23 protein-coding genes are annotated in these 24,996 nt (G+C 61.1%); 17 read left to right on the plus strand and 6 right to left on the minus strand.

The window, feature by feature from the left end:
- The first annotated feature begins 253 nt into the window (after positions 1-253).
- From CIB54_RS14780 to CIB54_RS14810, 7 genes are all read left to right on the plus strand, one after another.
- Positions 254-892, plus strand: a complete 639-nt coding sequence (locus CIB54_RS14780; RefSeq protein ID WP_065950423.1) for a peroxiredoxin — start codon at positions 254-256, stop codon at positions 890-892.
- Between the two features lie 324 nt (positions 893-1,216).
- Positions 1,217-1,810 carry an NADPH-dependent FMN reductase gene (gene ssuE, locus CIB54_RS14785; protein WP_057723407.1) on the plus strand — a complete coding sequence of 198 codons (594 nt, stop codon included), beginning with the start codon at positions 1,217-1,219 and terminating at the stop codon, positions 1,808-1,810.
- Positions 1,811-1,906: 96 nt separating this feature from the next.
- On the plus strand, positions 1,907-2,875 hold the full coding sequence (locus CIB54_RS14790; RefSeq protein ID WP_065950421.1) for a sulfonate ABC transporter substrate-binding protein: 969 nt from the start codon (positions 1,907-1,909) through the stop codon (positions 2,873-2,875).
- 25 nt (positions 2,876-2,900) lie between these two features.
- On the plus strand, positions 2,901-4,049 hold the full coding sequence (gene ssuD / locus CIB54_RS14795; RefSeq protein ID WP_057723409.1) for an FMNH2-dependent alkanesulfonate monooxygenase: 1,149 nt from the start codon (positions 2,901-2,903) through the stop codon (positions 4,047-4,049).
- A gap of 9 nt (positions 4,050-4,058) precedes the next feature.
- Positions 4,059-4,844: an aliphatic sulfonate ABC transporter permease SsuC gene (gene ssuC / locus CIB54_RS14800; RefSeq protein ID WP_065950419.1), complete on the plus strand. Its 786-nt coding sequence runs from the start codon at positions 4,059-4,061 to the stop codon at positions 4,842-4,844.
- Positions 4,841-5,647: an aliphatic sulfonates ABC transporter ATP-binding protein gene (gene ssuB, locus CIB54_RS14805; RefSeq protein ID WP_065950418.1), complete on the plus strand. Its 807-nt coding sequence runs from the start codon at positions 4,841-4,843 to the stop codon at positions 5,645-5,647. The genes ssuC and ssuB overlap by 4 nt, the downstream gene beginning before the upstream one ends.
- A gap of 107 nt (positions 5,648-5,754) precedes the next feature.
- A complete protein-coding gene (locus tag CIB54_RS14810; RefSeq protein ID WP_003176783.1) occupies positions 5,755-5,970 on the plus strand; it encodes a TOBE domain-containing protein in 216 nt (71 codons plus the stop codon).
- 151 nt (positions 5,971-6,121) lie between these two features.
- On the opposite strand, the gene CIB54_RS14815 is transcribed toward CIB54_RS14810, so the two are convergent.
- On the minus strand, positions 6,122-6,751 hold the full coding sequence (locus CIB54_RS14815) for a TetR/AcrR family transcriptional regulator (protein WP_101220158.1): 630 nt from the start codon (positions 6,749-6,751) through the stop codon (positions 6,122-6,124).
- Positions 6,752-6,987: 236 nt separating this feature from the next.
- Positions 6,988-8,364, minus strand: a complete 1,377-nt coding sequence (locus CIB54_RS14820; protein ID WP_003176781.1) for a glutamine synthetase family protein — start codon at positions 8,362-8,364, stop codon at positions 6,988-6,990.
- Between the two features lie 597 nt (positions 8,365-8,961).
- On the opposite strand from CIB54_RS14820, the gene CIB54_RS14830 reads away from it, so the two are divergent.
- The 7 genes from CIB54_RS14830 (at position 8,962) to CIB54_RS14860 (ending at position 17,293) form a co-directional block, all read left to right on the plus strand.
- A complete protein-coding gene (locus CIB54_RS14830; protein ID WP_057723413.1) occupies positions 8,962-10,320 on the plus strand; it encodes a glutamine synthetase family protein in 1,359 nt (452 codons plus the stop codon).
- Between the two features lie 58 nt (positions 10,321-10,378).
- Positions 10,379-11,743 (plus strand): aspartate aminotransferase family protein, encoded by a 1,365-nt coding sequence (locus CIB54_RS14835; RefSeq protein WP_065950416.1) that lies wholly within the window; start codon positions 10,379-10,381, stop codon positions 11,741-11,743.
- Between the two features lie 150 nt (positions 11,744-11,893).
- Positions 11,894-12,988, plus strand: coding sequence for a polyamine ABC transporter substrate-binding protein (locus CIB54_RS14840; RefSeq protein WP_065950468.1), 1,095 nt, complete (start codon positions 11,894-11,896; stop codon positions 12,986-12,988).
- Between the two features lie 207 nt (positions 12,989-13,195).
- Positions 13,196-14,290, plus strand: a complete 1,095-nt coding sequence (locus CIB54_RS14845; RefSeq protein WP_065950415.1) for a polyamine ABC transporter substrate-binding protein — start codon at positions 13,196-13,198, stop codon at positions 14,288-14,290.
- 62 nt (positions 14,291-14,352) lie between these two features.
- Entirely contained in the window at positions 14,353-15,495 is a 1,143-nt protein-coding gene (locus CIB54_RS14850; RefSeq protein ID WP_065950414.1) for an ABC transporter ATP-binding protein, read from the plus strand.
- Positions 15,492-16,412 carry an ABC transporter permease subunit gene (locus CIB54_RS14855; RefSeq protein WP_065887049.1) on the plus strand — a complete coding sequence of 307 codons (921 nt, stop codon included), beginning with the start codon at positions 15,492-15,494 and terminating at the stop codon, positions 16,410-16,412. Before CIB54_RS14850 ends, CIB54_RS14855 begins: the two co-directional genes overlap by 4 nt.
- The gene (locus tag CIB54_RS14860) at positions 16,409-17,293 is read left to right on the plus strand and encodes an ABC transporter permease subunit (RefSeq protein WP_101220159.1); all 885 of its coding nucleotides are present in this window, start codon (positions 16,409-16,411) and stop codon (positions 17,291-17,293) included. Before CIB54_RS14855 ends, CIB54_RS14860 begins: the two co-directional genes overlap by 4 nt.
- Before the next feature lie 126 nt (positions 17,294-17,419).
- On the opposite strand, the gene CIB54_RS14865 is transcribed toward CIB54_RS14860, so the two are convergent.
- Complete coding sequence (locus tag CIB54_RS14865; protein WP_101220160.1) at positions 17,420-18,061, minus strand: HD domain-containing protein; 642 nt, start codon at positions 18,059-18,061, stop codon at positions 17,420-17,422.
- 209 nt (positions 18,062-18,270) lie between these two features.
- On the opposite strand from CIB54_RS14865, the gene CIB54_RS14870 reads away from it, so the two are divergent.
- Entirely contained in the window at positions 18,271-19,245 is a 975-nt protein-coding gene (locus CIB54_RS14870) for a GlxA family transcriptional regulator (RefSeq protein WP_101220202.1), read from the plus strand.
- Positions 19,246-19,355: 110 nt separating this feature from the next.
- Here CIB54_RS14870 and CIB54_RS14875 read toward each other — a convergent pair whose 3' ends face one another.
- Both CIB54_RS14875 and CIB54_RS14880 read right to left on the minus strand, forming a co-directional pair.
- Positions 19,356-21,710: a penicillin acylase family protein gene (locus CIB54_RS14875; RefSeq protein ID WP_101220161.1), complete on the minus strand. Its 2,355-nt coding sequence runs from the start codon at positions 21,708-21,710 to the stop codon at positions 19,356-19,358.
- 27 nt (positions 21,711-21,737) lie between these two features.
- Entirely contained in the window at positions 21,738-22,313 is a 576-nt protein-coding gene (locus CIB54_RS14880; RefSeq protein WP_101220162.1) for a DUF6436 domain-containing protein, read from the minus strand.
- A 99-nt stretch (positions 22,314-22,412) separates the two neighbouring features.
- Here CIB54_RS14880 and CIB54_RS14885 point away from each other — a divergent pair, with 99 nt between their 5' ends.
- Positions 22,413-23,348, plus strand: coding sequence for a phospholipase BipL (locus CIB54_RS14885; RefSeq protein WP_065950410.1), 936 nt, complete (start codon positions 22,413-22,415; stop codon positions 23,346-23,348).
- A 106-nt stretch (positions 23,349-23,454) separates the two neighbouring features.
- On the opposite strand, the gene CIB54_RS14890 is transcribed toward CIB54_RS14885, so the two are convergent.
- On the minus strand, positions 23,455-24,207 hold the full coding sequence (locus CIB54_RS14890; RefSeq protein WP_101220163.1) for a DUF2059 domain-containing protein: 753 nt from the start codon (positions 24,205-24,207) through the stop codon (positions 23,455-23,457).
- 131 nt (positions 24,208-24,338) lie between these two features.
- Here CIB54_RS14890 and CIB54_RS14895 point away from each other — a divergent pair, with 131 nt between their 5' ends.
- Complete coding sequence (locus CIB54_RS14895; RefSeq protein ID WP_065949633.1) at positions 24,339-24,971, plus strand: 2OG-Fe(II) oxygenase; 633 nt, start codon at positions 24,339-24,341, stop codon at positions 24,969-24,971.
- Positions 24,972-24,996 lie beyond the last annotated feature (25 nt).

Below are 24,996 nucleotides of genomic sequence, written 5' to 3' on the forward strand. Positions count from 1 at the left end.
GCGCAATGCCGGGCAAGGTGTCTTGCTTTTCAAGTCGGGCTCAACCCCCGCAAGCCCTTCCTGAACCCTCTTTGTGCAGCGTCTCAAGGCCTTCTCGAACCTTGAAGAAGATGGTGCTCTTCAGTGCTGATCACGTCCAATGAACAGATCTTTAATATTCCTTTATCGTCTAGATAAATTGATATTTATTCTTTTTAAAATTTCTCCTATGCATGCACAGTGGGCTCCATAAGCACTCATCAGGAGCCCCACCATGAGCCTAAGACTGGGCGATATCGCCCCCGACTTCGAACAGGATTCCAGCGCCGGCAAGATTCGTTTCCACGAATGGCTGGGCGATAGCTGGGGTGTGCTGTTTTCCCATCCGGCGGACTTCACCCCGGTGTGCACCACCGAACTGGGCTTCACCGCCAAGCTCAAGGATGAGTTCGCCCAGCGCGGCGTCAAGGCCATCGCGCTGTCGGTTGACCCGGTGGACTCGCACCACAAGTGGATCGAAGACATCAACGAAACCCAGAACACGGTCGTCAACTTCCCGATCCTGGCCGATGCCGATCGCAAGGTTTCCGATCTCTACGACCTGATCCACCCCAACGCCAGCGACACCCTCACCGTGCGCTCCCTGTTCGTGATCGACCCGAACAAGAAGATCCGCCTGACCATCACCTACCCGGCCAGTACCGGCCGTAACTTCCACGAAATCCTGCGGGTGATCGACTCGCTGCAGTTGACCGACACCCATAAAGTCGCCACACCGGCCAACTGGCAGGACGGTGATGAAGTGGTGATCGTGCCGTCGCTCAAGGACGAGGAAGAGATCAAGAAACGCTTTCCGAAGGGCTATCGCGCGGTGAAGCCGTACCTGCGCCTGACGCCACAACCCAACCGTTAACACAGCTCAACCCTGGAGACAGGACCCGTGTGGGAGGGGGCTTGCCCCCGATTACGGTGCCTCAGTTACCAAATATTTAGCTGACCCACCGCTATCGGGGGCAAGCCCCCTCCCACACGTTGAGCGCATTTCAAGCAGGGGTTTTCAGGCCATTTCGATGGCCTTTTTTTTCGCGCGGCGATCTGTTTTCTGTATATGTTTTTATGGAATAAACAAATGAATAAATAAGATTTAAAGATATATAAATCTGCTGCTAAGGTCTGTTCCATCTTGGCGTCATCGCTACACAGCGAGCCGCCGACACTTGCTTGAGGAATTCCCTACATGCTGGTCGTAACACTTGGAGGCAGTCCCAGTCAGCGTTCCCGCTCCGGGGTCTTGCTGGAGAAAACCCGTCAATGGCTGCAGGACCAGGGCGTGGAGGTGGTGAGTTACCAGATCCGCGACTTCCCGGCTGAAGACCTGCTGCATGCGCGGTTCGACAGCCCCAAGGTCATCGACCTGTTGCAGCAGGTGGCGAATGCCGATGGCCTGGTGATCGCCACGCCGGTGTACAAGGCGTCGTTCTCCGGTGCACTGAAGACGGTACTCGACTTGCTGCCCGAGCGTGCCCTGGCCCACAAGGTGGTGTTGCCGATGGCCACCGGCGGCAGCATCGCGCACATGCTGGCGGTGGATTACGCCCTCAAGCCGGTGTTGTCGGCGCTGAAGGCGCAGGAATTGCTCCACGGGATTTTCGCCGAAGACAGCCAGATCGCCTACGGCGAAGGCAGTGCCCAGGCGCAGTTGGTGCCGGTGCTTGAACAGCGCCTGCAGGAAGCTCTGGAGCAGTTTTACAGCGCCATGGCCCGCCGCCCGAAACCGCTGGACCCGCATGTACTGAATGAACGCTTGTTGAGTGCTCGCTGGAGCATTTGAGCCTTACCCCGACATCTGGAAACACTCACCTTACTCAGCCGCCAACGGCCAAGCAGGTGCAGCCAACACCCCACTCGCATATTTGGAGAGAGCGCCATGCGCACTGTCATTTTGCGTCGCGGTCTGGTCGCACTGTTTGCTGCGGCTGTGTCCTTCGGCGCCATCGTTCAAGCCCACGCCGCAGACACCCTGCGGATCGGTTATCAGAAGTACGGCACGCTGGTGCTGCTCAAGGCCAAGGGCTCGCTGGAAAAGCGCCTGGCCGAGCAGGGCGTGCAGGTGCAATGGACCGAATTCCCCGGTGGCCCGCAACTGCTTGAGGGCCTGAATGTCGGCTCGATCGACTTTGGCGTCACCGGCGAAACCCCACCGGTGTTCGCCCAGGCCGCCGGTGCGGATCTGCTTTACGTGGCCTATGAGCCGCCGGCGCCGACCAGTGAAGCGATCCTGGTGCCGAAAGATTCGGCAATCAAATCGGTGGCTGAGCTCAAGGGCAAAACCGTCGTGCTGAACAAAGGCTCCAACGTGCATTATCTGCTGGTGCGTGCCCTGGAAGACGCCGGCCTCAAATACACCGACGTGAAAACCGTGTTCCTGCCGCCCGCCGATGCCCGTGCCGCCTTCGAGCGCGGCAGCGTGGACGCCTGGGTGATCTGGGACCCGTACCAGGCCGCCGCCGAGAAACAGCTGCAAGCGCGCACCCTGCGCGACGGTACCGGCATTGCCGACAACCACCAGTTCTACCTGGCCACCAAGCCTTACGCCGAACAGCACCCCGAGGTAATCAGGGCGCTGGTGGAAGAAGTGCGCGCGGTGGGCGAATGGTCCAAGGCCAACCCGCAGCAAGTGACTGACCAGGTCGCGCCGCTGCTCGGCCTGCCGGCTGATATCACCCTGACCTCGGTGAAACGCCAGGGCTACGGCGCGCTGTTCCTGACGCCCGAAGTGGTCGCGGCCCAGCAGAAAATCGCCGACACCTTCTACCAGCTCAAATTGATCCCCAAGCCCTTGAGCATCAAGGACGTGATCTGGACCCCACCCGCCGCTGTTGCCAAAGCGCCGTAATCCGATTTCTTCAGGAGACAACTCCATGAGCCTCAATATTTTCTGGTTCCTGCCTACCCACGGCGACGGTCATTACCTTGGCACCGCCGAAGGCGCTCGCGCCGTCGATCACGGTTACCTGCAACAAGTGGCACAGGCTGCCGACCGCCTGGGCTTCGGCGGGGTGTTGATCCCGACCGGGCGCTCCTGCGAAGACTCCTGGCTGGTGGCCGCCTCGCTGATCCCCGTGACCCAGCGGTTGAAATTTCTTGTCGCGCTGCGCCCCGGGATCATTTCCCCGACGGTGGCTGCGCGTCAGGCCGCGACCCTGGACCGCCTGTCCGGTGGCCGCGCACTGTTCAACCTGGTCACCGGCGGTGACCCGGAAGAGCTGGCCGGCGACGGCTTGTTCCTCAGTCACGAAGAGCGCTACCAGGCGTCGGTGGAATTCACCCGCATCTGGCGCCGCGTGCTCGAAGGCGAGACCGTGGATTACGACGGCGAGCACATCAGCGTCAAAGGTGCCAAATTGCTCTACCCGCCGGTCCAGCAGCCACGCCCGCCGTTGTACTTCGGCGGGTCGTCCGAGGCGGCCCAGGACCTGGCGGCCGAACAAGTGGAAATGGTGCTGACCTGGGGCGAACCACCGGCAGCGGTGGCGGAAAAGATCGCGCAGGTGCGGGCCAAGGCCGACAAGCTCGGACGTACCCTGCGCTTCGGCATTCGCTTGCACGTGATCGTGCGTGAAACCAATGAAGAGGCCTGGAAAGCCGCCGATAAACTGATCTCCCACCTGGACGACGACACCATCGCCCGCGCCCAGGCGTCCCTGGCGCGTTTCGACTCGGTGGGCCAGCAGCGCATGGCGGCCTTGCATGGCGGCAGCCGCGACAACCTGGAAGTCAGCCCCAACCTGTGGGCCGGGGTCGGGCTGGTGCGCGGCGGCGCGGGCACGGCGCTGGTGGGCGATGGCCCAACGGTTGCGGCGCGGGTCAAGGAATACGCAGACCTGGGCATCGACACCTTTATCTTTTCCGGTTATCCGCACCTGGAAGAATCGTATCGGGTCGCTGAGTTGCTGTTTCCGCATCTGGATATCGAACGTCCCGAACTGCCGAAAAGCGCCGGCTACGTCAGCCCGTTTGGCGAGATGGTGGCCAACGATATCCTTCCCAAAGCTGCATCACAGAGCTGAGGCGGCGCCATGAACGTTGAGAAACTCAGCCATCGCGTGGCGCCCTGGGTGCTGCCGATTCTATTGCTGGCGGTGTGGCAGTTGTCGGTGACGGCAGGGTGGTTGTCCACGCGTATTCTGCCGGCGCCCAGTGCGGTCATCGAGGCCGGCGTCAACCTGATCCGCAGCGGCGAAATCTGGACGCACTTGGCTATCAGCGGCTGGCGCGCGGGCCTGGGCTTCGTGATCGGTGGCAGCATCGGCCTGGCCCTGGGCTTTATCACCGGGCTGTCGAAGTGGGGCGAACGTTTGCTCGACAGCTCGGTGCAGATGATCCGCAACGTGCCGCACCTGGCGCTGATTCCATTGGTGATCCTGTGGTTCGGGATTGACGAAACCGCGAAGATTTTCCTGGTGGCCCTGGGCACGTTGTTTCCGATCTACCTGAACACTTACCACGGCATCCGCAACGTCGATCCGGCGCTGGTGGAAATGTCGCGCAGCTACGGTTTGTCCGGCTTCAGCCTGTTCTGGCAAGTGATCCTGCCGGGCGCGTTGCCGTCGATTCTGGTGGGCGTGCGCTTTGCCCTGGGCTTCATGTGGTTGACGTTGATCGTGGCGGAAACCATCTCGGCCAGTTCCGGCATCGGTTACCTGGCGATGAATGCCCGCGAATTCCTGCAAACCGACGTGGTGGTGCTGGCGATCGTGATGTACGCGATCCTCGGCAAGCTGGCCGACCTGGCGGCGCGTGGCCTGGAACGGGTATGGCTGCGCTGGCACCCGGCGTATCAAGTGAAAGGAGGTGCGGCATGACGGCTCAACAACCCCCGCGCCTGCTCAAGGGTATTCCCCTGGCGGTGCGCAAGTTGCGCAAGTCCTTTGGCACTCGCCAAGTGCTCAAGGAAATCGATCTGCATATCCCTGCCGGCCAGTTCGTGGCTGTGGTCGGCCGCAGCGGCTGTGGCAAAAGTACCTTGCTGCGCCTGCTGGCGGGCCTGGACAAAGCCAGTGGCGGCGAACTGCTGGCGGGTTCCGCGCCGCTGCACGAGGCGATCGAAGACACGCGGCTGATGTTCCAGGAAGCGCGCCTGCTGCCGTGGAAAAAGATCATCGACAACGTCGGCCTGGGCCTCCAGGGCAACTGGCGTCCCAGGGCGTTGGAGGCGCTGGAAGCCGTGGGCCTGGCCGAGCGCGCCAATGAATGGCCGGCGGCCTTGTCCGGTGGCCAGAAGCAACGTGTTGCCTTGGCGCGCGCCTTGATTCACCAGCCGCGCCTGCTGCTGCTCGACGAACCACTGGGCGCGCTGGATGCCCTGACCCGTATCGAGATGCAGCAACTGATCGAGAACCTCTGGCAAAAACACGGTTTTACCGTGCTGCTGGTCACCCATGACGTCAGTGAAGCCGTGGCGATTGCCGACCGGGTGATCCTGATCGAAGACGGCGAAATCGGCCTCGACTTGAGCGTCGATCTGCCTCGACCGCGCGCCCGTGGCTCACATCGCCTGGCCGCGCTGGAGGCCGAAGTGCTCAACCGCGTGCTGTCGCTGCCCGGCTCACCGCCGGAGCCCGAACCTGTTTCACCGCTGCCGACGCAATTGCGTTGGGCGCAATAGAAGCAGCGGCAAGTTTTTAGCTTCAAGCTGCAAGAAGGAGCCCGGTGCTTTTACTTGCAGCTTGTAGCTTGCAACTTGCAGCTAATTTCCACTCGAGGAGAAATCATATGACTATTAAAGCCATCAACGTGCGTAACCAGTTCAAAGGCACCATCAAGGAAATCGTGGTGGGCGACGTGCTATCGGAGATCGATGTGCAGACGGCGTCGGGCATTGTCACGTCTGTGATCACCACGCGCTCGGTGAAAGAGCTGGAGCTGGTGATTGGCAGTGAAGTGATTGCCTTTGTGAAATCGACTGAGGTGTCGATTGCCAAGCTGTAATGTACATCGCTCTTGAGGTCGTCATCGGGGGCAAGTCGAATCGTCGCACCGCCCCTCCCACATTTAGATCTGTGAATGCATTCAACGTGTGGGAGGGGCGGTGCGACGATTCGACTTGCCCCCGATGAGGCCGGCCCAGCCAACACAAGACTCAGCGCTTGGGCAGATAAGCCGGCAGATAAAGCCCCACATACGCATCAAACACCCGCATCCCTTCCTGCGCCATGCGCGGCGTAATCTGCCCGTGCTGATGCACCGAGCGCGCATACACGCGGTCGCTCAATTCAAGCGCCAGGGCGAACACATCCACATCGCTCGGTAGTGTCGGCACTTCAAAGTGGCGGTTGAATACCGCCAACATCAGATCGCCCAGTTCCAGGTCATGCTGACGATCCGCCTGGGTCACTTCAGTCAACCCATGCTGGGCCAGGATCAACTGGCGCGCGGCCGCGTCGTGGCTGTAGATGGCAAGCATGCGCTGCTCGACGATGCAGGACAGGTCGCGCCAGGTCTTGAGCGAGTCGTGTTCGATGGGCGCCTGGATGGCCGCGCGAAAGGCCGCGTGCACATCGGCCGTCAACGCCTCCAGCAGGGCCGGCACGCTGGCGAAAAAGTGGTACACCGACGATGGCGGGATCTGCGCCCGTTCGGCCACGCTGTAGATCGACAAGCCGGCCACGCCTTCGGCTGCCAGCAAGGCGCGGGCGGCGTCCAGGATCGCGTCGATCCGGGCCTGACTGCGGGCGCGGGGTTTGCGAGGGGCGGCGGGGCGGGTTGTCATGGAAGTCTCCTACAAGGCAGCGGGCATTGTAGGAGCAGGAATCTTCGTTGTCTGCCAGACCGCCATCGGGGGCAAGTCGAATCGTCGCACCGCCCCTCCCACACTTGAAGGTATTCACAGATCTAACTGTGGGAGGGGGCTTGCCCCCGATGAGGCCGACTCGGACTCCCTGGATAACCCCAAAAAAAACGCCACAGACCCTGAGGCCTGTGGCGTTTCTTCAATACTGCAACCGCTTACACGGTATGCAGATACCAGTTGTACTCAAGGTCGGAGATGGAGTGTTCGAACTCCTCCAGCTCGCTTTCCTTACAGGCGACGAAGATATCGATGTATTTAGGATCGATGTACTTGGCCATCACCTCGCTGTCGTCCAACTCGCGCAGGGCATCGCGCAGGTTGTTCGGCAGGCTCTGTTCGTTCTGCTCGTAGCTGTTGCCTTCCACGGGAGCGCCGGGTTCGATCTTGTTGGTCAGACCGTGGTGCACACCGGCCAATACCGAAGCCATCAGCAGGTAAGGGTTGGCGTCGGCGCCGGCCACACGGTGTTCGATGCGCACCGCATCGGACGAGCCGGTCGGTACGCGAATCGCCACGGTGCGGTTGTCCAGGCCCCAGCACGGCGAGTTCGGCACGTAGAACTGTGCGCCGAAACGGCGGTAGGAGTTGACGTTGGGGCACAGGAACGCCATCTGGGCGGGCAGGGTCTCGAGCACACCGCCGATCGCGTGACGCAATGCGGCGTTCTGCTCGGGATCCTCGCTGGCAAAAATGTTCTTGCCGTCCTTGTCCAGAATGGAGATGTGCACGTGCAAACCGTTGCCTGCCTGGCCTGGGTAAGGCTTGGCCATGAAGGTGGTGTCCATCTCATGGTCGTAGGCGATGTTCTTGATCAGGCGCTTGAGCAGGACCGCGTAGTCGCAGGCCTTGATCGGGTCGGCGACGTGGTGCAGGTTCACTTCGAACTGCGCCGGGGCACTTTCCTTGACGATGGCGTCGGCCGGGATGCCTTGCTCCTTGGCACCTTCCAGAATGTCCTGGAGGCAGTCGACGTATTCGTCGAGGTCGTCGATCAGGTAGACCTGTGTCGAATGCGGGCGTTTGCCGGAGATCGGCGAGCGCGGCGGTTGAGGGCGGCCGTTCACGTTCTCCTGGTCGATCAGGTAGAACTCAAGCTCGAAGGCGGCGCAGATGGTCAGGCCCATGTCGTCGAACTTGCTCACGACTTGGCGCAGGACTTCGCGTGGATCGGCGAAGAAGGGTTCACCTTCCAGTTCGTGCATGGTCATCAGCAGTTGCGCAGTAGGGCGCTTTTGCCAGGGTTCATTGCACAGGGTGTCGGGGATTGGATAACAGATTCGGTCAGCATCGCCGATGTCCAGGCCCAGGCCGGTGCTTTCCACCGTCGAGCCATTGATATCCAGGGCAAATAAAGAGGCAGGCAGGTTAATGCCTTTCTCGTAAACCTTGTGGAGGCTGGTGCGTTCGATGCGCTTACCGCGCACCACACCATTCATATCCGCAATTAGAAGGTCTACGTACAGAACCTCAGGATGATCCTTAAGGAACGCGTTCGCTTCGTTAAGCTGAACGGCACGCGGGGGTACCGACATGATGCAACACCTTTGTTGTTAAAAATATCAATCATTGATCTTTTCTGGTTTCAGTCAACCCGAACGGCATGCCGAAGTCAAGCGAGGCCTTTTTTGCCCTAAAAAAGCGCCACGGCGCCTTTTTTGGGGCTTTTCGGGGCGGTTTTTTGGGTTTCGGGGGCTTGGGATCGGCAGGCTTGAGCGGGCCGTGTTGTATTTTTTACGGGGGTGTTGTGTAAAAAAATGAACAAGGCTAAGCTCGATTCAAACCCATAACAGCAATAATACCGGGGTGCTTCATGTTTCACCTGCCGCCAATCGGCGTCTGCGCCTGCATCAGCCAGGCGTTGTCCGCAGTCCGTTCGTCCCGCGTGAATGCTCACGCAGCGGCCAATATTCTTGACGGCCCGTCCGATCTCTTCTTTGCCCACTCCTGCACCGCTGACCGGCCCTCATTCGCCGTGCCGATCATAATTGTGCACAAGTTTGGCGTGAGGAATGCAACCCTTGGGCAAATGGCAGGTAAGCTCCTACCCTGAGTGAACAAACGACGCGGATGCTGCGTCAACCAACGCCTGGCCTTTAACGGATGCCAGGAAACCCAGCCCAGAGGCATTTATGAGTAACAACCTCGACCAGCTCACCGATTGGTTGAAAGACCACAAGATCACAGAAGTCGAATGCATGATTGGCGACCTCACCGGCATCACCCGGGGCAAGATCTCGCCGACCAACAAGTTCATCGCCGAAAAAGGCATGCGCCTGCCCGAAAGCGTTCTGTTGCAGACCGTGACCGGCGACTATGTCGAAGATGACATCTATTACGAATTGCTCGACCCGGCCGACATCGACATGATCTGCCGCCCCGACCAGAACGCGGTATTCCTGGTGCCCTGGGCCATCGAGCCGACCGCCCAGGTGATCCACGACACCTACGACAAGCAAGGCAACCCGATCGAGCTGTCGCCGCGCAACGTACTCAAGAAAGTCCTCAAGCTCTACGCCGACCGCGGCTGGCAGCCCATCGTGGCACCGGAGATGGAGTTCTACCTGACCAAGCGCTGCGAAGACCCGGACTTCCCGCTGCAACCGCCGATTGGCCGTTCCGGTCGCCCCGAGACGGGGCGCCAGTCCTTCTCTATAGAAGCCGCCAACGAATTCGACCCACTGTTCGAAGACGTCTACGACTGGTGTGAATTGCAGGAGCTGGACCTCGACACGTTGATCCACGAAGACGGCACCGCACAGATGGAAATCAACTTCCGTCACGGCGACGCGCTGTCCCTGGCCGACCAGATCCTGGTGTTCAAGCGCACCATGCGTGAAGCGGCGCTCAAGCACAACGTGGCCGCCACCTTCATGGCCAAGCCCATGACCGGTGAGCCCGGCAGCGCGATGCACCTGCACCAGAGCATCATCGACATCGCCACCGGCAAGAACGTCTTCTCCAACGAAGACGGGAGCATGAGCCAGCTGTTCCTCAACCATATTGGCGGCCTGCAGAAATTCATCCCCGAATTGCTGCCTTTATTCGCCCCCAACGTGAATTCATTCCGCCGCTTCCTGCCCGACACCTCGGCGCCGGTAAACGTGGAATGGGGTGAAGAAAACCGCACCGTGGGCCTGCGCGTGCCGGATGCCGGGCCGCAGAACCGCCGTGTGGAAAACCGCTTGCCGGGCGCCGACGCCAACCCGTACCTGGCCATTGCCGCCAGTTTGCTGTGTGGCTACATCGGCATGGTCGAAGGCCATAACCCGAGCGCACCTGTGGTGGGCCGTGGTTACGAGCGGCGCAACCTGCGCCTGCCGTTGACCATCGAGGACGCGCTGGAACGCATGGAAAACAGCAAGACCATCGAGAAATACCTGGGGCAGAAATTCATCACAGGCTACGTCGCAGTCAAGCGGGCCGAGCATGAAAACTTCAAGCGCGTGATCAGTTCGTGGGAGCGGGAATTCCTGCTCTTTGCCGTCTGATGCGCCGGGCGCGTCGTGCACACGGCGCGCCCTTCACCGAAAAGTCTAGGAGATCGGTATGTCCAGCAACAACCCGCAAACCCGTGAATGGCAAGCTTTGAGCAATGATCACCACCTCGCGCCGTTCAGCGACTTCAAGCAATTGAAAGAGAAAGGCCCAAGGATCATCACCAAAGCCCACGGCGTTTACCTGTGGGACAGCGAAGGCAACAAGATCCTCGACGGTATGGCCGGCCTGTGGTGCGTGGCGATCGGCTACGGTCGCGATGAACTGGCTGACGCCGCCGCCAAACAGATGAAAGAACTGCCGTACTACAACCTGTTCTTCCAGACCGCTCACCCGCCGGTACTCGAACTGGCCAAAGTCATTTCCGAAGTCGCACCGGCCGGCATGAACCACGTGTTCTTCACCGGTTCCGGCTCCGAAGGCAACGACACCATGTTGCGCATGGTCCGCCACTACTGGGCGATCAAAGGCCAACCGAACAAGAAAACCATCATCAGCCGCAAGAATGGCTACCACGGCTCCACCGTGGCCGGCGCCAGCCTGGGCGGCATGACCTATATGCATGAACAGGGCGACCTGCCGATCCCGGGCATCACCCACATCGCCCAGCCGTACTGGTTTGGCGAAGGCGGCGACATGAGCCCTGAGGAATTCGGGATCTGGGCCGCCAACCAGTTGGAAGAGAAGATTCTGGAACTGGGCGTGGACAACGTCGGTGCCTTTATTGCCGAGCCGATTCAGGGCGCCGGTGGCGTGATCGTGCCGCCTGACAGCTACTGGCCGCGCATCAAGGACATCCTCGCCAAGTACGACATTCTGTTTGTCGCCGACGAAGTGATCTGCGGCTTTGGCCGTACCGGCCAGTGGTTCGGCAGCGATTTCTACGACCTCAAGCCACACATGATGACCATCGCCAAGGGCCTGACTTCCGGCTACGTGCCGATGGGTGGCCTGATCGTGCGCGACGACGTGGTGGACGTGCTCAACCAAGGCGGCGATTTCAACCACGGTTTCACCTACTCCGGGCACCCGGTGGCGGCGGCGGTGGCCCTGGAAAACATCCGCATCCTGCGCGATGAAAAAATCGTCAGCCGCGTACATGAGGAAACGGCACCGTATTTGCAGAAACGTCTGCGGGAGCTGGCGGACCATCCACTGGTGGGTGAAGTGCGCGGCGTGGGCATGCTCGGTGCAATCGAGCTGGTGCAGGACAAGGCCACGCGCAAGCGTCATGAAGGGAAGGGCGCCGGCATGATTTGCCGAACCTTCTGCTTCGAGAACGGCCTGATCATGCGCGCCGTGGGCGATACCATGATCATTTCGCCGCCGTTGGTGATCAGCAAGGCTGAAATCGACGAGCTGGTGACCAAGGCCCGCCAGTGCCTGGACCTGACATTGGCAGCATTGCAGGACTGAGTAGATAAATGTGGGGGCCGGTTGAAAGCTGGCCCCCGAACTTGCCAGACTGTCGTCCTGTTTTGTTGCCCTTTGGCTGGGCCCGAAACATTTACAACGTGCGGCCCAAAAAAGAAAAAATCGGAGCATCACCCAATGAAGGCATTAGGTTTGAAAAACGCTGGCAAGACCCTCCTCGCCTTGTCCCTGATGGGCGCAATGGCGGGCGCGGCCCAGGCAGACAATAAAGTGCTGCACGTCTACAACTGGTCCGACTACATCGCACCGGACACCATCGCCAACTTCGAAAAAGAGTCGGGCATCAAGGTGGTGTACGACGTGTTCGACAGCAACGAGACCCTGGAAGCCAAGTTGCTGGCAGGCAAGTCCGGCTATGACATCGTCGTACCGTCGAACAACTTCCTCGCCAAGCAGATCAAGGCCGGTGTGTACCAGGAGCTGGACACGTCCAAGCTGCCTGAGTACAGCAACCTGAACAAATCCCTGCTCAAGGCCGTGTCGGTCAGCGACCCGGACAACAAGCACGCGTTCCCGTACATGTGGGGCTCGATCGGTATCGGCTACAACCCGGAGAAGGTCAAGGCCGCGCTGGGCGTGGACAAGATCGAGTCGTGGGATGTGCTGATGAAGCCGGAAAACATCGCCAAGCTGAAAAGCTGCGGTGTGAGCTTCCTTGATTCGCCGACCGAAATGCTGCCGATCGCGCTGCATTACCTGGGCCTGCCGACCGACACCCAGAAGAAAGCCGACCTCAAGCAAGCCGAAGACCTGTTCCTGAAAATCCGTCCTTCGATTGGCTACTTCCACTCGTCCAAGTACATCTCGGACCTGGCCAACGGCAACATCTGCGTGGCCGTGGGTTACTCGGGTGACATCCAGCAGGCCAAGTCCCGTGCGGCTGAAGCCGGTGGCAAGGTCAAGGTGGCCTACGACATTCCGAAAGAAGGTGCCGGCAGCTTCTTCGACATGGTCGCCATCCCGAAAGATGCTGAAAACGTCGAGGCCGCCTACGCCTTCATGAATTACCTGCTCAAGCCAGAAGTGATGGCTTCGATCACCAACAGCGTGCGTTTCCCGAACGGTAACGAGAAAGCCACCGCACTGGTCGACAAAGACATCACCAGCGACCCGGGCATCTACCCGTCGGCAGACGTGCAGGCCAAGCTCTACGCCATCGCCGACCTGCCGGCTGCAACCCAGCGTGAAATGACCCGCAGCTGGACCAAGATCAAATCCGGTAAATAAGCCTTAAAACCTGTGGGAGGGGGCTTGCCCCCGATGGCGCTGTATCAGAAACACATGCGCAGGCTGACACACCGCCATCGGGGGCAAGCCCCCTCCCACAAATAAATGACAGAAAGTTTTTGCCGGATCGGTTTATCGAGGGTAAGTTGCGCGCCGGTTTGTTGCCGGGCAACAACTTTGGGCCCAACTATTTAAGAGGACCTCCACTTGCCAATTTCTTTATTTCGCAAAGCCTTGCTGGTGGGTGCAGGTATCACGCTGGCTGTCAGCGTGCAGGCCGCACCGACGGTGCATGTTTATAACTGGTCGGACTACATCGGCCCCGACACCCTGGCCAATTTCGAAAAGGCCACCGGCATCAAGCCTGTGTATGACGTGTTCGATTCCAACGAAACCCTGGAAGGCAAGCTGCTCGCCGGGCGCACCGGCTACGACGTGGTGGTGCCGTCCAACCACTTCCTGGGCAAGCAGATCAAGGCCGGGGCGTTCCAGAAGCTCGACAAGTCATTGCTGACCCACTACGCCAACCTCGACCCGGCGCTGCTCAAGCGCCTTGAGAAAAACGATCCGGGCAATGCGTACGCCGTGCCGTACCTGTGGGGCACCAACGGCATCGGTTACAACGTCGACAAAGTGAAGGAGGTGCTGGGCGTCGACAAGATCGACTCCTGGGCCATGCTGTTCGAACCGGAAAACATGAAGAAGCTCGCCACCTGCGGTGTTTCATTCATGGATTCGGCGGATGAAATGCTGCCCGCAGTCCTCAACTACATGGGCCTGGACCCGAACAGCACCAACCCGGCCGACTACAAGAAGGCCGAAGAAAAACTGCTGAAAGTACGCCCCTACGTGACCTACTTCCATTCCTCCAAATACATCTCGGACCTGGCCAACGGCAATATCTGCGTGGCTGCCGGTTTTTCCGGCGATGTGTTCCAGGCCAAGGCCCGCGCGGCCGAGGCGGGCAAAGGCGTGAACATCGCCTACGCGATTCCCAAGGAAGGCGGCAACCTGTGGTTCGACGTGCTGGCGATTCCCAAGGACGCCGCCAACGTCAAGGAAGCCCACGCTTTCATCAACTATTTGCTGCAACCTGAGGTGATCGCCCAGGTCAGTGATTACGTGGGTTACGCCAACCCCAACCCCGGGGCGGACACGCTGATGGAGCAATCGATACGCACCGACGCAGCGGTTTATCCACCGCAGGCGGTTCTCGACCGGACATTCGTCAACGTCGAGCTGCCCCCGAAGGTGCAACGTTTAATGACCCGTAGCTGGACCAAGGTCAAGACGGGCAAGTAAGGCTCAAACTATCCAAGTTCGCTCACCTGGGGCGAACTGCAAATTTGTTGGGAGTTTCGTAAATGGCAGTTGCCTCCGGCGCCTACAAGAAAGCCCTCGAGGGCGACCAGACACCGAAAAAGGTGCTGGTCAAAATCGACCGGGTCACGAAGAAGTTCGACGAGACGATTGCCGTGGACGATGTGTCCCTGGAAATCAAGAAAGGCGAGATCTTCGCCTTGCTCGGCGGTTCGGGTTCGGGCAAGTCCACCCTGCTGCGCATGCTGGCAGGCTTCGAACGCCCGACTGAAGGCCGCATCTACCTCGACGGTGTGGACATCACCGACATGCCGCCCTACGAGCGGCCGATCAACATGATGTTCCAGTCCTACGCCTTGTTCCCGCACATGACCGTGGCGCAGAACATCGCCTTCGGCCTGCAACAGGACAAGATCCCCAAGGCCGAGGTTGACGCCCGCGTGGCCGAGATGCTCAAGCTGGTGCAGATGAGCCAGTACGCCAAGCGCAAGCCCCACCAGCTGTCCGGTGGCCAGCGCCAGCGTGTGGCGTTGGCCCGCTCCCTGGCCAAACGTCCGAAACTGCTGCTGCTTGATGAGCCGATGGGGGCGCTGGACAAGAAGCTGCGTTCGCAGATGCAGCTGGAGCTGGTGGAGATCATCGAACGCGTCGGCGTGACCTGCGTGATGGTGACCCACGACCAGGAAGAGGCCATGACCATGGCCGAGCGCATCGCGATCATGCACCTGGGCTGGATCGCCCAGATCGGCAGCCCGATCGACATCTACGAAACGCCTACCAGCCGCCTGGTGTGCGAGTTCATCGGCAACGTCAACATTTTCGACACCCAAGTGGTGGACGACGCCGAAGGCCACGCCGTGCTCAAGTGCCCGGACCTGGACCGCGACATTTACGTGGGCTACGGCATCGCCACCTCGGTGGAAGACAAGTCGGTGACCTACGCGATTCGCCCGGAAAAACTGCTGGTTACCACCGACATGCCGACCTGCGAGCACAACTGGTCCAGCGGCAAGGTGCACGACATCGCCTACCTGGGCGGCCACTCGGTGTTCTACGTGGAACTGCCGAGCGGCAAGCTGGTGCAGTCCTTCGTCGCCAACGCCGAACGCCGTGGCCAGCGCCCCACCTGGGGTGACCAGGTGTACGTGTGGTGGGAAGACGATAGCGGCGTGGTACTGCGCTCATGAACATGAAGAAATTCAAGCGGCGCTTGGATCGCATAATCCCCAATGGCAAGCAGGTGGTCATCGGGATTCCCTTCCTCTGGCTGTTCCTGTTTTTCGCACTGCCGTTTTTCATCGTGTTGAAAATCAGCTTCGCCGAAGCCGATGTGGCGATCCCGCCCTACACCGAGATCTACACCTACGTTGAGCAGAAGCTGCAAGTGGTGCTGAACCTGGCCAACTACAGCTTGCTGGCGGGCGACGAGCTCTACATCGCCGCGTACCTGGGCTCGCTGAAGATGGCGTTTTTCAGCACGCTGCTGTGCCTGCTGATCGGCTACCCGATGGCCTACGCCATCGCCACCGCGCGCAAGGAAATGCAAACCGTGCTGGTGTTGCTGATCATGATGCCGACCTGGACCGCGATCCTGATCCGCGTCTATGCGTGGATGGGCATCCTCAGCAACAACGGCTTGCTCAACGGCTTCCTGATGTCCATGGGGCTGATCAATGAACCGCTGCAGATCCTCAACACCAACATTGCGGTGTATATCGGCGTGGTCTATTCCTACCTGCCGTTCATGATCCTGCCGCTGTATGCCAACCTGGTCAAACACGACCAGAGCCTGCTGGAAGCGGCGTCGGACCTGGGCTCAAGCACCTTCAACAGTTTCTGGAAAATCACCGTGCCGCTGTCCAAGAACGGCATCATCGCCGGCTGCATGCTGGTGTTTATCCCGGTGGTGGGCGAGTTCGTGATCCCTGAACTGCTCGGCGGCCCGGAAACCCTGATGATCGGTAAAGTGCTGTGGCAGGAATTCTTCAACAACCGTGACTGGCCGGTGGCGTCCGCCCTGGCGGTGGTGATGCTGGCGATCCTGATCGTGCCGATCATCCTGTTCAATCGCAGCCAGGCCAAAGAGCTGGAGGGCAAGATATGAAGCGCTTTCGTTTCTCCAGCTTCATGCTGGTCGTGGGGTTGTTGTTCATCTACCTGCCGATGCTGATCCTGGTGATCTACTCGTTCAACGAGTCCAAGCTGGTGACGGTGTGGGGCGGCTGGTCGATCAAGTGGTATGTGGGCCTGCTGGATAACACCCAGTTGATGGGCTCGGTGGCGCGTTCCCTGGAAATCGCCTGCTACACGGCAGTGGCGGCAGTCGCGCTGGGTACGCTGGCGGCGTTCGTGCTGACGCGCATCAGCCAGTTCAAGGGCCGCACGCTGTTCGGCGGCCTGGTCACGGCGCCGTTGGTGATGCCGGAAGTGATTACCGGCCTGTCGCTGTTGCTGCTGTTCGTGGCCATGGCGCAGATGATCGGTTGGCCTCAGGAGCGTGGCATTGTCACCATCTGGATCGCCCACACGACGTTTTGCGCGGCGTATGTGGCGGTGGTGGTGTCGGCGCGCCTGCGTGAGCTGGACCTGTCGATCGAAGAGGCCGCGATGGACCTGGGTGCACGGCCGTGGAAGGTGTTCTTCCTGATCACCATCCCGATGATCGCGCCATCGCTGGCGGCGGGCGGCATGATGTCGTTTGCGCTGTCCCTGGACGACCTGGTACTGGCCAGCTTCGTGTCGGGCCCGGGTTCGACCACCTTGCCGATGGAAGTGTTTTCGGCGGTGCGCCTTGGGGTCAAGCCTGAGATCAACGCGGTGGCCAGCCTGATCCTGTTGGCGGTGTCGCTGGTGACCTTCCTGGTGTGGTTCTTCAGCCGCCGTGCCGAAGAACACCGCAAGAAGGCCATCCAGCAAGCCATCGAAGAAGCCGCAGCGGATGGCTGGCAGCAGCCGGACAAGCGCCGCGCCCCGGCACCGATCTAAAGCTGATAGGGGACAATGTGGGAGGGGGCTTGCCCCCGATGGCGGAGTGTCAGGCAAAGATTAGCTGACTGATCCACCGCTATCGGGGGCAAGCCCCCTCCCACATTTGATTGCATTTCAGGCTGGTTAAGCTGACCACGGCGACTTGCGAATCACCTCGACAAAGTTCATCGGCTTGAACCCCGGCTCCTGATCCACCAGCACATCGGTCTTCACGTTGCCAAACGTGGTCTGCGGGCGATGGCGCAAGCCGTCGGCGAACGCGCAGATGATGCATTCCTTGAACCCCTCACCGCGTGGATGCGCATGCACCACCGCTTCGCGCTGCACGGTGCTGAATGCGGCGTAGTCCATGCCCAGCACGTCCATCTCCACCCCGGCAGTCACCAGCGCCACGGTGGGGCGCAAATGCTGGGGCACGCCCGGCGTGGTGTGCAGGGCGATGGACAACCACACCTGTTCGATATCGTCGTCGCTCAGCCCATACGGCTTGAGAAACGCGGCCGCCGCGTTGGCGCCGTCCACTTCGAAACGCTCATTGTCGCTGCGATGGCCCTCCACCAGGCCGAGGTCGTGGAACATCGCGCCGACGTACAGCAGCTCCGGGTTGTAGGCCAATTGCTTGCGCTCACCGCTCAAGGCGCCGAACAGGAACACCCGGCGCGAGTGGTGGTAGAGCAGGTCTGACTCAATGTCGCGGATGTACTCGGTGGTGGCCCTGGCCAGGGCGCTGTCGGGGATGCTGATACCGGCGATGGTGGTGCTCATGGTGGTGCTCCTCTGGAAAGTATCCAGTCTGGTTGCGCGAGCGCTATGGCGCTATCGCAACGAAGGAGCATTCTCGGCCAATGTGCTGCCACATCGTGCCAAGGCAAAATCGGCTAGGGTTAGGCCTGCGACAATTCAAATGTGGGAGGGGGCTTGCCCCCTCCCACAGGGTATCCGTGTTTATGCAGTTGGAAAAAGGTGTGTCGCTCATGAGCAAAACCGTCGCCATCCTGATCTTCCCCGGTGTCCAGTCACTGGATGTGACCGGGCCGATGGATGTGTTCTGCGAGGCCAACCGCTTCCTGGCGCCTGAAGAGCACTACCGCCTGGAAGTCATTGGCCTCGGCCACGGCACTATGGCGTGTTCGAACGGTTTGTCCTTGCAGGCGCACAAGCACTACAGCGAAGCCCTGCAGCCCTACGACCTGTTGCTGGTAGCTGGCGGCCCGCAACTGCCTTTCGAGGATTTCGGCCCCCGGTTTGATGACTGGCTGCGCGGTGCCGCTGCCAGGGCACAACGCTTCGGCTCGATCTGCAACGGCGCTTTCATGCTGGCCCGCGCCGGCCTGCTGGACGGTAAAACCGTCACCACCCATTGGGGCGACGCCGCCGACCTGGCCCGGTTGTGCCCCTCGGCCCAGGTCGAGGCTGATCGTTTGTATGTGCAGGACGGCAACCTCTACACCTCGGCCGGGGTCACGGCGGGGATCGACCTGTCGCTGTACCTGCTCGCCCAGGACCATGGCCCGGAAGTCGCATTGAGCGTGGCCAAGCGCCTGGTCGTGTTCACCCAGCGTTCGGGCGGCCAGTCGCAGTTCAGCCCGTTCCTCACGCCCCATGCCGAAGCCACCTCGGCGGTGGCGCTGGTGCAGTTGTACGTGCTGGCGAACCTGACCGGGGATTTGAGCATTGCCGACCTGGCCAGGGCGGCCAATATGAGCGCGCGCAATTTCTCCCGGGTGTTCGCCCGTGAAGCGCGGATCACGCCGGCGGAATTTGTCGAGAGGGCGCGCGTGGACGCGGCGCGGGTGATGCTCGAAAGCACCCACGCGCCGCTGAAGACCGTGGCCTATCAATGCGGGTTTCGCGATGCCCAGCACATGCGTAGCGTGTTCAACCGCCGGCTGGGCGTGACGCCGCAACAGTTCAGGCTCAACTTTGCCGTAAATGTGGGAGGGGGCTAGCCCCCGATGAGGGAGTGTCAGTCAGCACAGGTGTGACTGACCCACCGCCATCGGGGGCAAGCCCCCTCCCACATTTTGACCCAGTGACCCAGTGACCCAGTGATACTCGGCTATCTGGCAGGCAACAGTTTCAAGGTGCCACGGGTATTCGCCGTGATCTCCTCCTCACTGAAATGCGCCTGCTCGTACCCGCCTTCGATATAGGTTGGTGCCTGGTCGCTGTAGTGCGCATCAAACGGTACGCCGCTTTGCCCCACCGGGTTGATGGTCAGGGCATGGGCCGGGTCGGCGAAGTCGATCAGGCGGCGGGTCGACGGGCCATAGGTCACCGGCCAGGGGGCCGGGCCGATCATGGCGGTCTGGTTGTTCGGCACTTCGTGGCTGCCCGGTGCGGCGAAGGGACCAACGTTGAAGAGTTTGTCCAATGGCCTTTGCATGCCCAGTGGATGGCCATGGGTCAGGGTGTGCGCTTTGCCCCACTGCCACTGGGACGGGTCATCGCCGAAGGTGGCTTTCAGATGCGCGAGGCTGTTGTCCCAGGCCAGCTTGACGGTCTCGGCCCGCGTGCCATTCCACCAGGGCGAATCCGGCATGGCGGCCAGCCGTGGCAGGGCCGCGTCGATCACGCGGGTGCCGAGCAGCGTCTTGAACAGGGCGTCGCCCAGTTTCGGGTGGAAGGTCGCATCGGCAAGGTTGAACAGCAACTGGTTGAACAGGGTGGCGCTGGTGGAGTCCAGCGGGTAATCGCCTTTCCAGCTCGCCAGTTGTTCCACCAGCTTCACCTGCGCCGGGTCTGTGACTACCTCGCGCAACACCGGCAACAGCGGCGCCAGCAGTCGCGGGCCAAAGGCGGTGGTGGTGCCCAGTTGCAGGGCCTGGCTATTGTTCACATCCCATTTCACGCGGTTGTCGCTCAACTGCGCATTCAACTGCTGGCCACGGTCGGCCAGGTTGTAATAGCCGGGGATTTCCATGCCGGTGGGTGATGCCGGCTGGGCATTGGCGGAGACCACATAGCCGCGCGCCGGGTTCTCTTCCTGGGGGTTGGCGCTGAACGGGTAGAAGCCCAATTTATCGGCCTGGGCGGTACTGCCGTCGAGGATGAACCCCGGGTTGACGCCGGCCGGGCGTATCGGCAACTGCGCCGCCGCCCACCAGCCGATATCGCCCCTGGCATTGGCCCAGACGATGTTCAGGCCCGGCGCCGCTACCTTGGCCGCCGCCGCGCGTGCCTTGGCCAGGGTATCGGCGCGGTTGAGCTGGTAGAAGCCTTCGAGGATCGGGTTCTCTGTGTCGAGGAACGCCCACCACATCGCAATCGGCGTGGCGCCGGCGTGTTCACCGAGTACGTCATTGACGATCGGGCCGTGGGGCGAACGGCGCAGGACGAGCGTGACCGGGGCCTGGCCCTTGACCTGGATTTGCTGTTCGCTGCTGCTCATGTCGACCCACTGGCCGTGGTACCAGACCTGATTGGGGTTGACCGGGTTGACCTTCTCGGCGATCAGGTCGAGGTCATCGTTCTGGAACATAGTCAGGCTCCAGCCGAAATCCAGGTTGTGTCCCAGGAATGCCACCGGCACCAGCGCGTTGTGATAGCCATACAACTCAAAGCCGGGCGCCGACAGCTGCGCCTCGTACCACACCGACGGCACCGAAAAGCGAATATGCGGATCGCCGGCCAATAACGGTTTGCCGCTTTTGGTACGGTTGCCGCTGATGGCCCAGGCGTTACTGCCTTCGAACTGCGGCAAGCCGTTGTCGGCCAGGGCCTGCTCGCTCAGGCGGGCGAGGGCGCCGAGGGTTTTCCAATCGCCGGCCGCCAGGTTGAGTGCGCCTTTGGGTTGCCAGTCCAGGTCGAACACCTTGAGGTAATCGCTGCCCAACTGGTCGCGCACGTAAGTCAGCACGGGTTCGGTACGAAAGGCTGCGGCGAAGCTGTAGGCCATATACCCGGCGACACTGATGGAGTCCTCGGCAGTGAAGGGCCGCTTGGGAATGCCCAGCACGTCGAACTCCATCGGGCTGGCGTGGCTGGCCTGGTATTGATTGATCCCGTCCAGATAGGCTTGCAGGGCCTTCCAGGCGGCCGAGTCAGGGTTCATGTGCTCGACGTAGCTCAGGGCGCGCTCGCGAATCCGCAGGCTGCGAAACAGCTTGTCGGTCTCCAGCAGCTTGGGCCCCAGCACTTCGGCCAGCTCGCCACGGGCCAGGCGGCGCATGATTTCCATCTGGAACAACCGGTCCTGGGCATGCACATAGCCCAGCGCGCGGTACAGGTCGGCCTCGTTCTCGGCGCGGATATGCGGCACGCCACGGTCGTCGTAGCGCACGGTGACCGAGCCTTGCAGGTGCGCCAGCGTGACCGTGCCCTGGCGGCTGGGTTGCTTGCTGTAGACGTACCCGCCGGCGCCGAGGGCAACCAGCACAACCAGCACCACGAGAGCCTGCAAGACACGCTTCATCGACTTTCCTTACCCAGAATGGACAGACTACGGTTGCTCAGGCCACGAACAATAGCAGCCCACCGCCAGGGTGTGCGTGGCGTTGATTTCGCGCCCGGCTTGCAGGGCCTTGAGGATCGGCTCGATAAAGCTGTTGCCGGCATTGCAGGTCAGCCCTTCGCTGTACGGCCCGAAATACGCCAGCTTGCCCGTACGGTCCCAAATGCCTACGGCCGGGCTGGCCGGTAGCTGATCGGCGCCGGGCAGGACGTCGAGGGTTTTCATCCGGCGCAGGTTGTCCGGCAGGGCGCCGTGGCTGCCGGCTTTCTGCAGGGCGTAGAACTCGACACCTTGCGGCGCGTAGTGCTCGATCAGCTCACCCAGATGTTGCTGGTTACCGACATTGCACGGGCAGGCCGGGTCCCAGAAGTGCACCAGGCGAATCGGCCCAGGGCCGCTGAGTGCGGCGGGCAGTTGCAGCGCATCCCCGGAAAACACCGCCGTATGCTCGCTGAAGGCGCGCAGATAACGGCCCTGGAACCAGTCATACGCGGCCCACAGCACGCTGGCGCAGATAATCAGCACCAGGCTGGTGAACAAGGCAGTGCGGTAGGGTTGTCGCATTCAGAGGTATCCTCGCGGGTCGCGTAGCTTGCCATGCTTGTCCTGACAGATGAATATCGCAGCTCGATATTCATCTTCACCGTCAGTCTGGAAGCCTTTATGCCCGTCACCTTTGACCCTGATCATCTGCGCGAAAGCTTGCGGCCCCTGATGGATGCGCAGCCGCTGTCAGCCGAGGCGCGGGTGTACCAGCGGTTCTACGGGTTGGACCTGCCGGCCCGCGAGGCCGTGAGCCGCCTGGGGCGTCTGGAGGTGGATGGGTTCGAGGTGGTTGCGCAGGTGTGGTGGCCTTCGGCGCCGGTGGCGACGATGTTCATGTTCCACGGCTTCTACGACCACATGGGGCTCTATCGCCATGCGGTGGACTGGGCACTGGAACAGGGTTTTGTGGTGATCGCCTGCGACCTGCCAGGTCATGGCTTGTCCAGCGGCATACGGGCCAGCATCGATGATTTTGCGGTGTACCAGCACGTGGTGCAGGCTTTGTTCGCCGAGGCCGGTGCGTTGCAACTGCCGCAGCCCTGGCACCTGTTCGGGCAGAGCACCGGTGGCGCAATCGTGGTTGACCACCTGCTCAACCATGGTGATCAAAGCCCGGCCCAGGGCAAGACGTTTCTACTTTCGCCCCTGGTACGCCCGCGAGCCTGGGGTTGGTCGCAGCTCAGCTATTACCTGCTGCGCCCGTTCGTCAAAGGCATCGCGCGACGCTTCAGCGATAATTCCAACGACCCGGCATTCAGACCTTTTCTCGAAGCCGACCCATTGCAGCCGCGCCAACTGCCCACCGCCTGGGTGGGGGCGCTGGCGTGCTGGATCAAACGCATCGAAGCCGCACCACGCAGCGCTCGGCGGCCAGTGATCGTGCAGGGTGAGGAGGATATGACGGTGGATTGGCAGCACAATCTGCGCGTACTGCAGGGCAAGTTCGATCGGCCTGAAGTGTTGATGCTCAAGCGCGGCAGGCATCATTTGATCAATGAGATTCCAGAAATTCGCGAAGAATACTTCCGATACTTGACGAACCATCTGACCTGACACAATCCAAATGTGGGAGGGGGCTTGCCCCCGATTGCATTGGGTCAGCTACACATAAGTTGACTGACACACCGCCATCGGGGGCAAGCCCCCTCCCACATGTTTATTACTGCGCCAGGCTCGAGGTGCTTTGGCCGACAGCCAGTCCCGCGCGAATGGCCGCCAGCGCCGCCTGGTAATACGCCTTGCCCTCCGGCGATTCGGCAAACGTGGCGAACTCTTCCAGCTCCGGATCAGACAACTCCCGATAGACGTACAGCAGCGTGTTATTCAGGTCCTTGTCGATCTGCTGCATCAAGCGCTCACGCTGCCCATTCAGCATGCCCTGGGCCTGACCGCCACCCAGCAGGCCGGGGATCATCTGGCTCAAGCTGTCCGCCGCCACGCCGGCAATCGCCAGGCTGACTTCGGCGCCCGCTTCACGCGCGGGCAGGGCCCGGGCCAGGTGGCCGATGATCAGGCTGCGGGTGGTGTCGGCCTGGATTTTCGGCAGGCCCTGAGCGTTTTTCGCCAATTGATCGCGACGCGTGGCGAGTAACTCGGCGGCGACAATCTTGCGGCCCAGGGGCGATTGGAAAAACGCAAGGGCCGGTTTCGGGTCCGACAGGTGCTTGCGCAATTGGGCTTCGGCACGCTCGTCCATGGCCTGGGCCGCGAAGCGTTTGCTGCTGTTGTCCACCAGCGCCTGGTACACCGCTGGCGGCAGGCTGTTGCGGTAGCGCTGCTGTGCGGCAGTGAGGGCGTCGTTGAAATGCGCACGTTGTTCGGCCCAGCCGGCGACTTTGTACAACTGGTCATGGCCGTCTGCCCAGGCGGGTAAAACGCAGAACATCAGCAAGGAAAAAAACAAACGACGCATAAGGACTCCTGTCAGTCGGCCACTATTGTCCGTGTCAGGCGTAGGATTTGTCGAGAAGTCCTATCAGTCACCTGACTAAAGTGTATTCGCACGCTCGACGGCGCTGTCGGATTCACAGGCGTATGGATACTATGCGCGCCATGCAAACACCCCTCGATCACCCACTGCTGCAACGCATTGTCGACGACCTGGCCGAAAAAGGCTGGTCGCAGCAGAATGCCTTCCTGCCCCAGGCTCTGACCCTGGAGCTGGCGGCTGAGTGCCGTAAACGTGCAGCCGAAGGTGAACTGGCCCCGGCGGCCGTGGGGCGCGGGCCGGCGCAGGAAATTCGCGAGGGGATTCGCGGCGATCATATCCAATGGCTGGAAGAGGGCGACGCGGCGGTCTGCGACACCTACATGGCCGTGATGGACAGCCTGCGTCTGGCGATGAACCGTGGCCTGTTCCTCGGCCTGGAAGACTTCGAAAGCCACTTCGCGATGTACCCGCCCGGGGCGTTCTACCTCAAGCACCTGGACCGTTTTCGCGACGATGACCGGCGCATGGTCTCGGCGGTGATCTATTTGAACGACGCCTGGTTGCCCGAACACGGCGGCCAGTTGCGCATGTACCTCAAGGACGGCATCGAACATGACGTGGTGCCCGCCGGCGGCAGCCTGGTGGTGTTCCTGTCGGGCGAGGTGCCCCACGAGGTGCTGCCTGCCACACGCGAACGCCTGTCCCTGACGGGCTGGTTTCGTCGGCGGGGCAACGAGCCGTTTTAAGCCGGCGTCCGATTCTGGCCGATCC

Source organism: Pseudomonas fluorescens (genome assembly GCF_002837185.1).
GTDB lineage: Bacteria > Pseudomonadota > Gammaproteobacteria > Pseudomonadales > Pseudomonadaceae > Aquipseudomonas > Aquipseudomonas fluorescens_AM.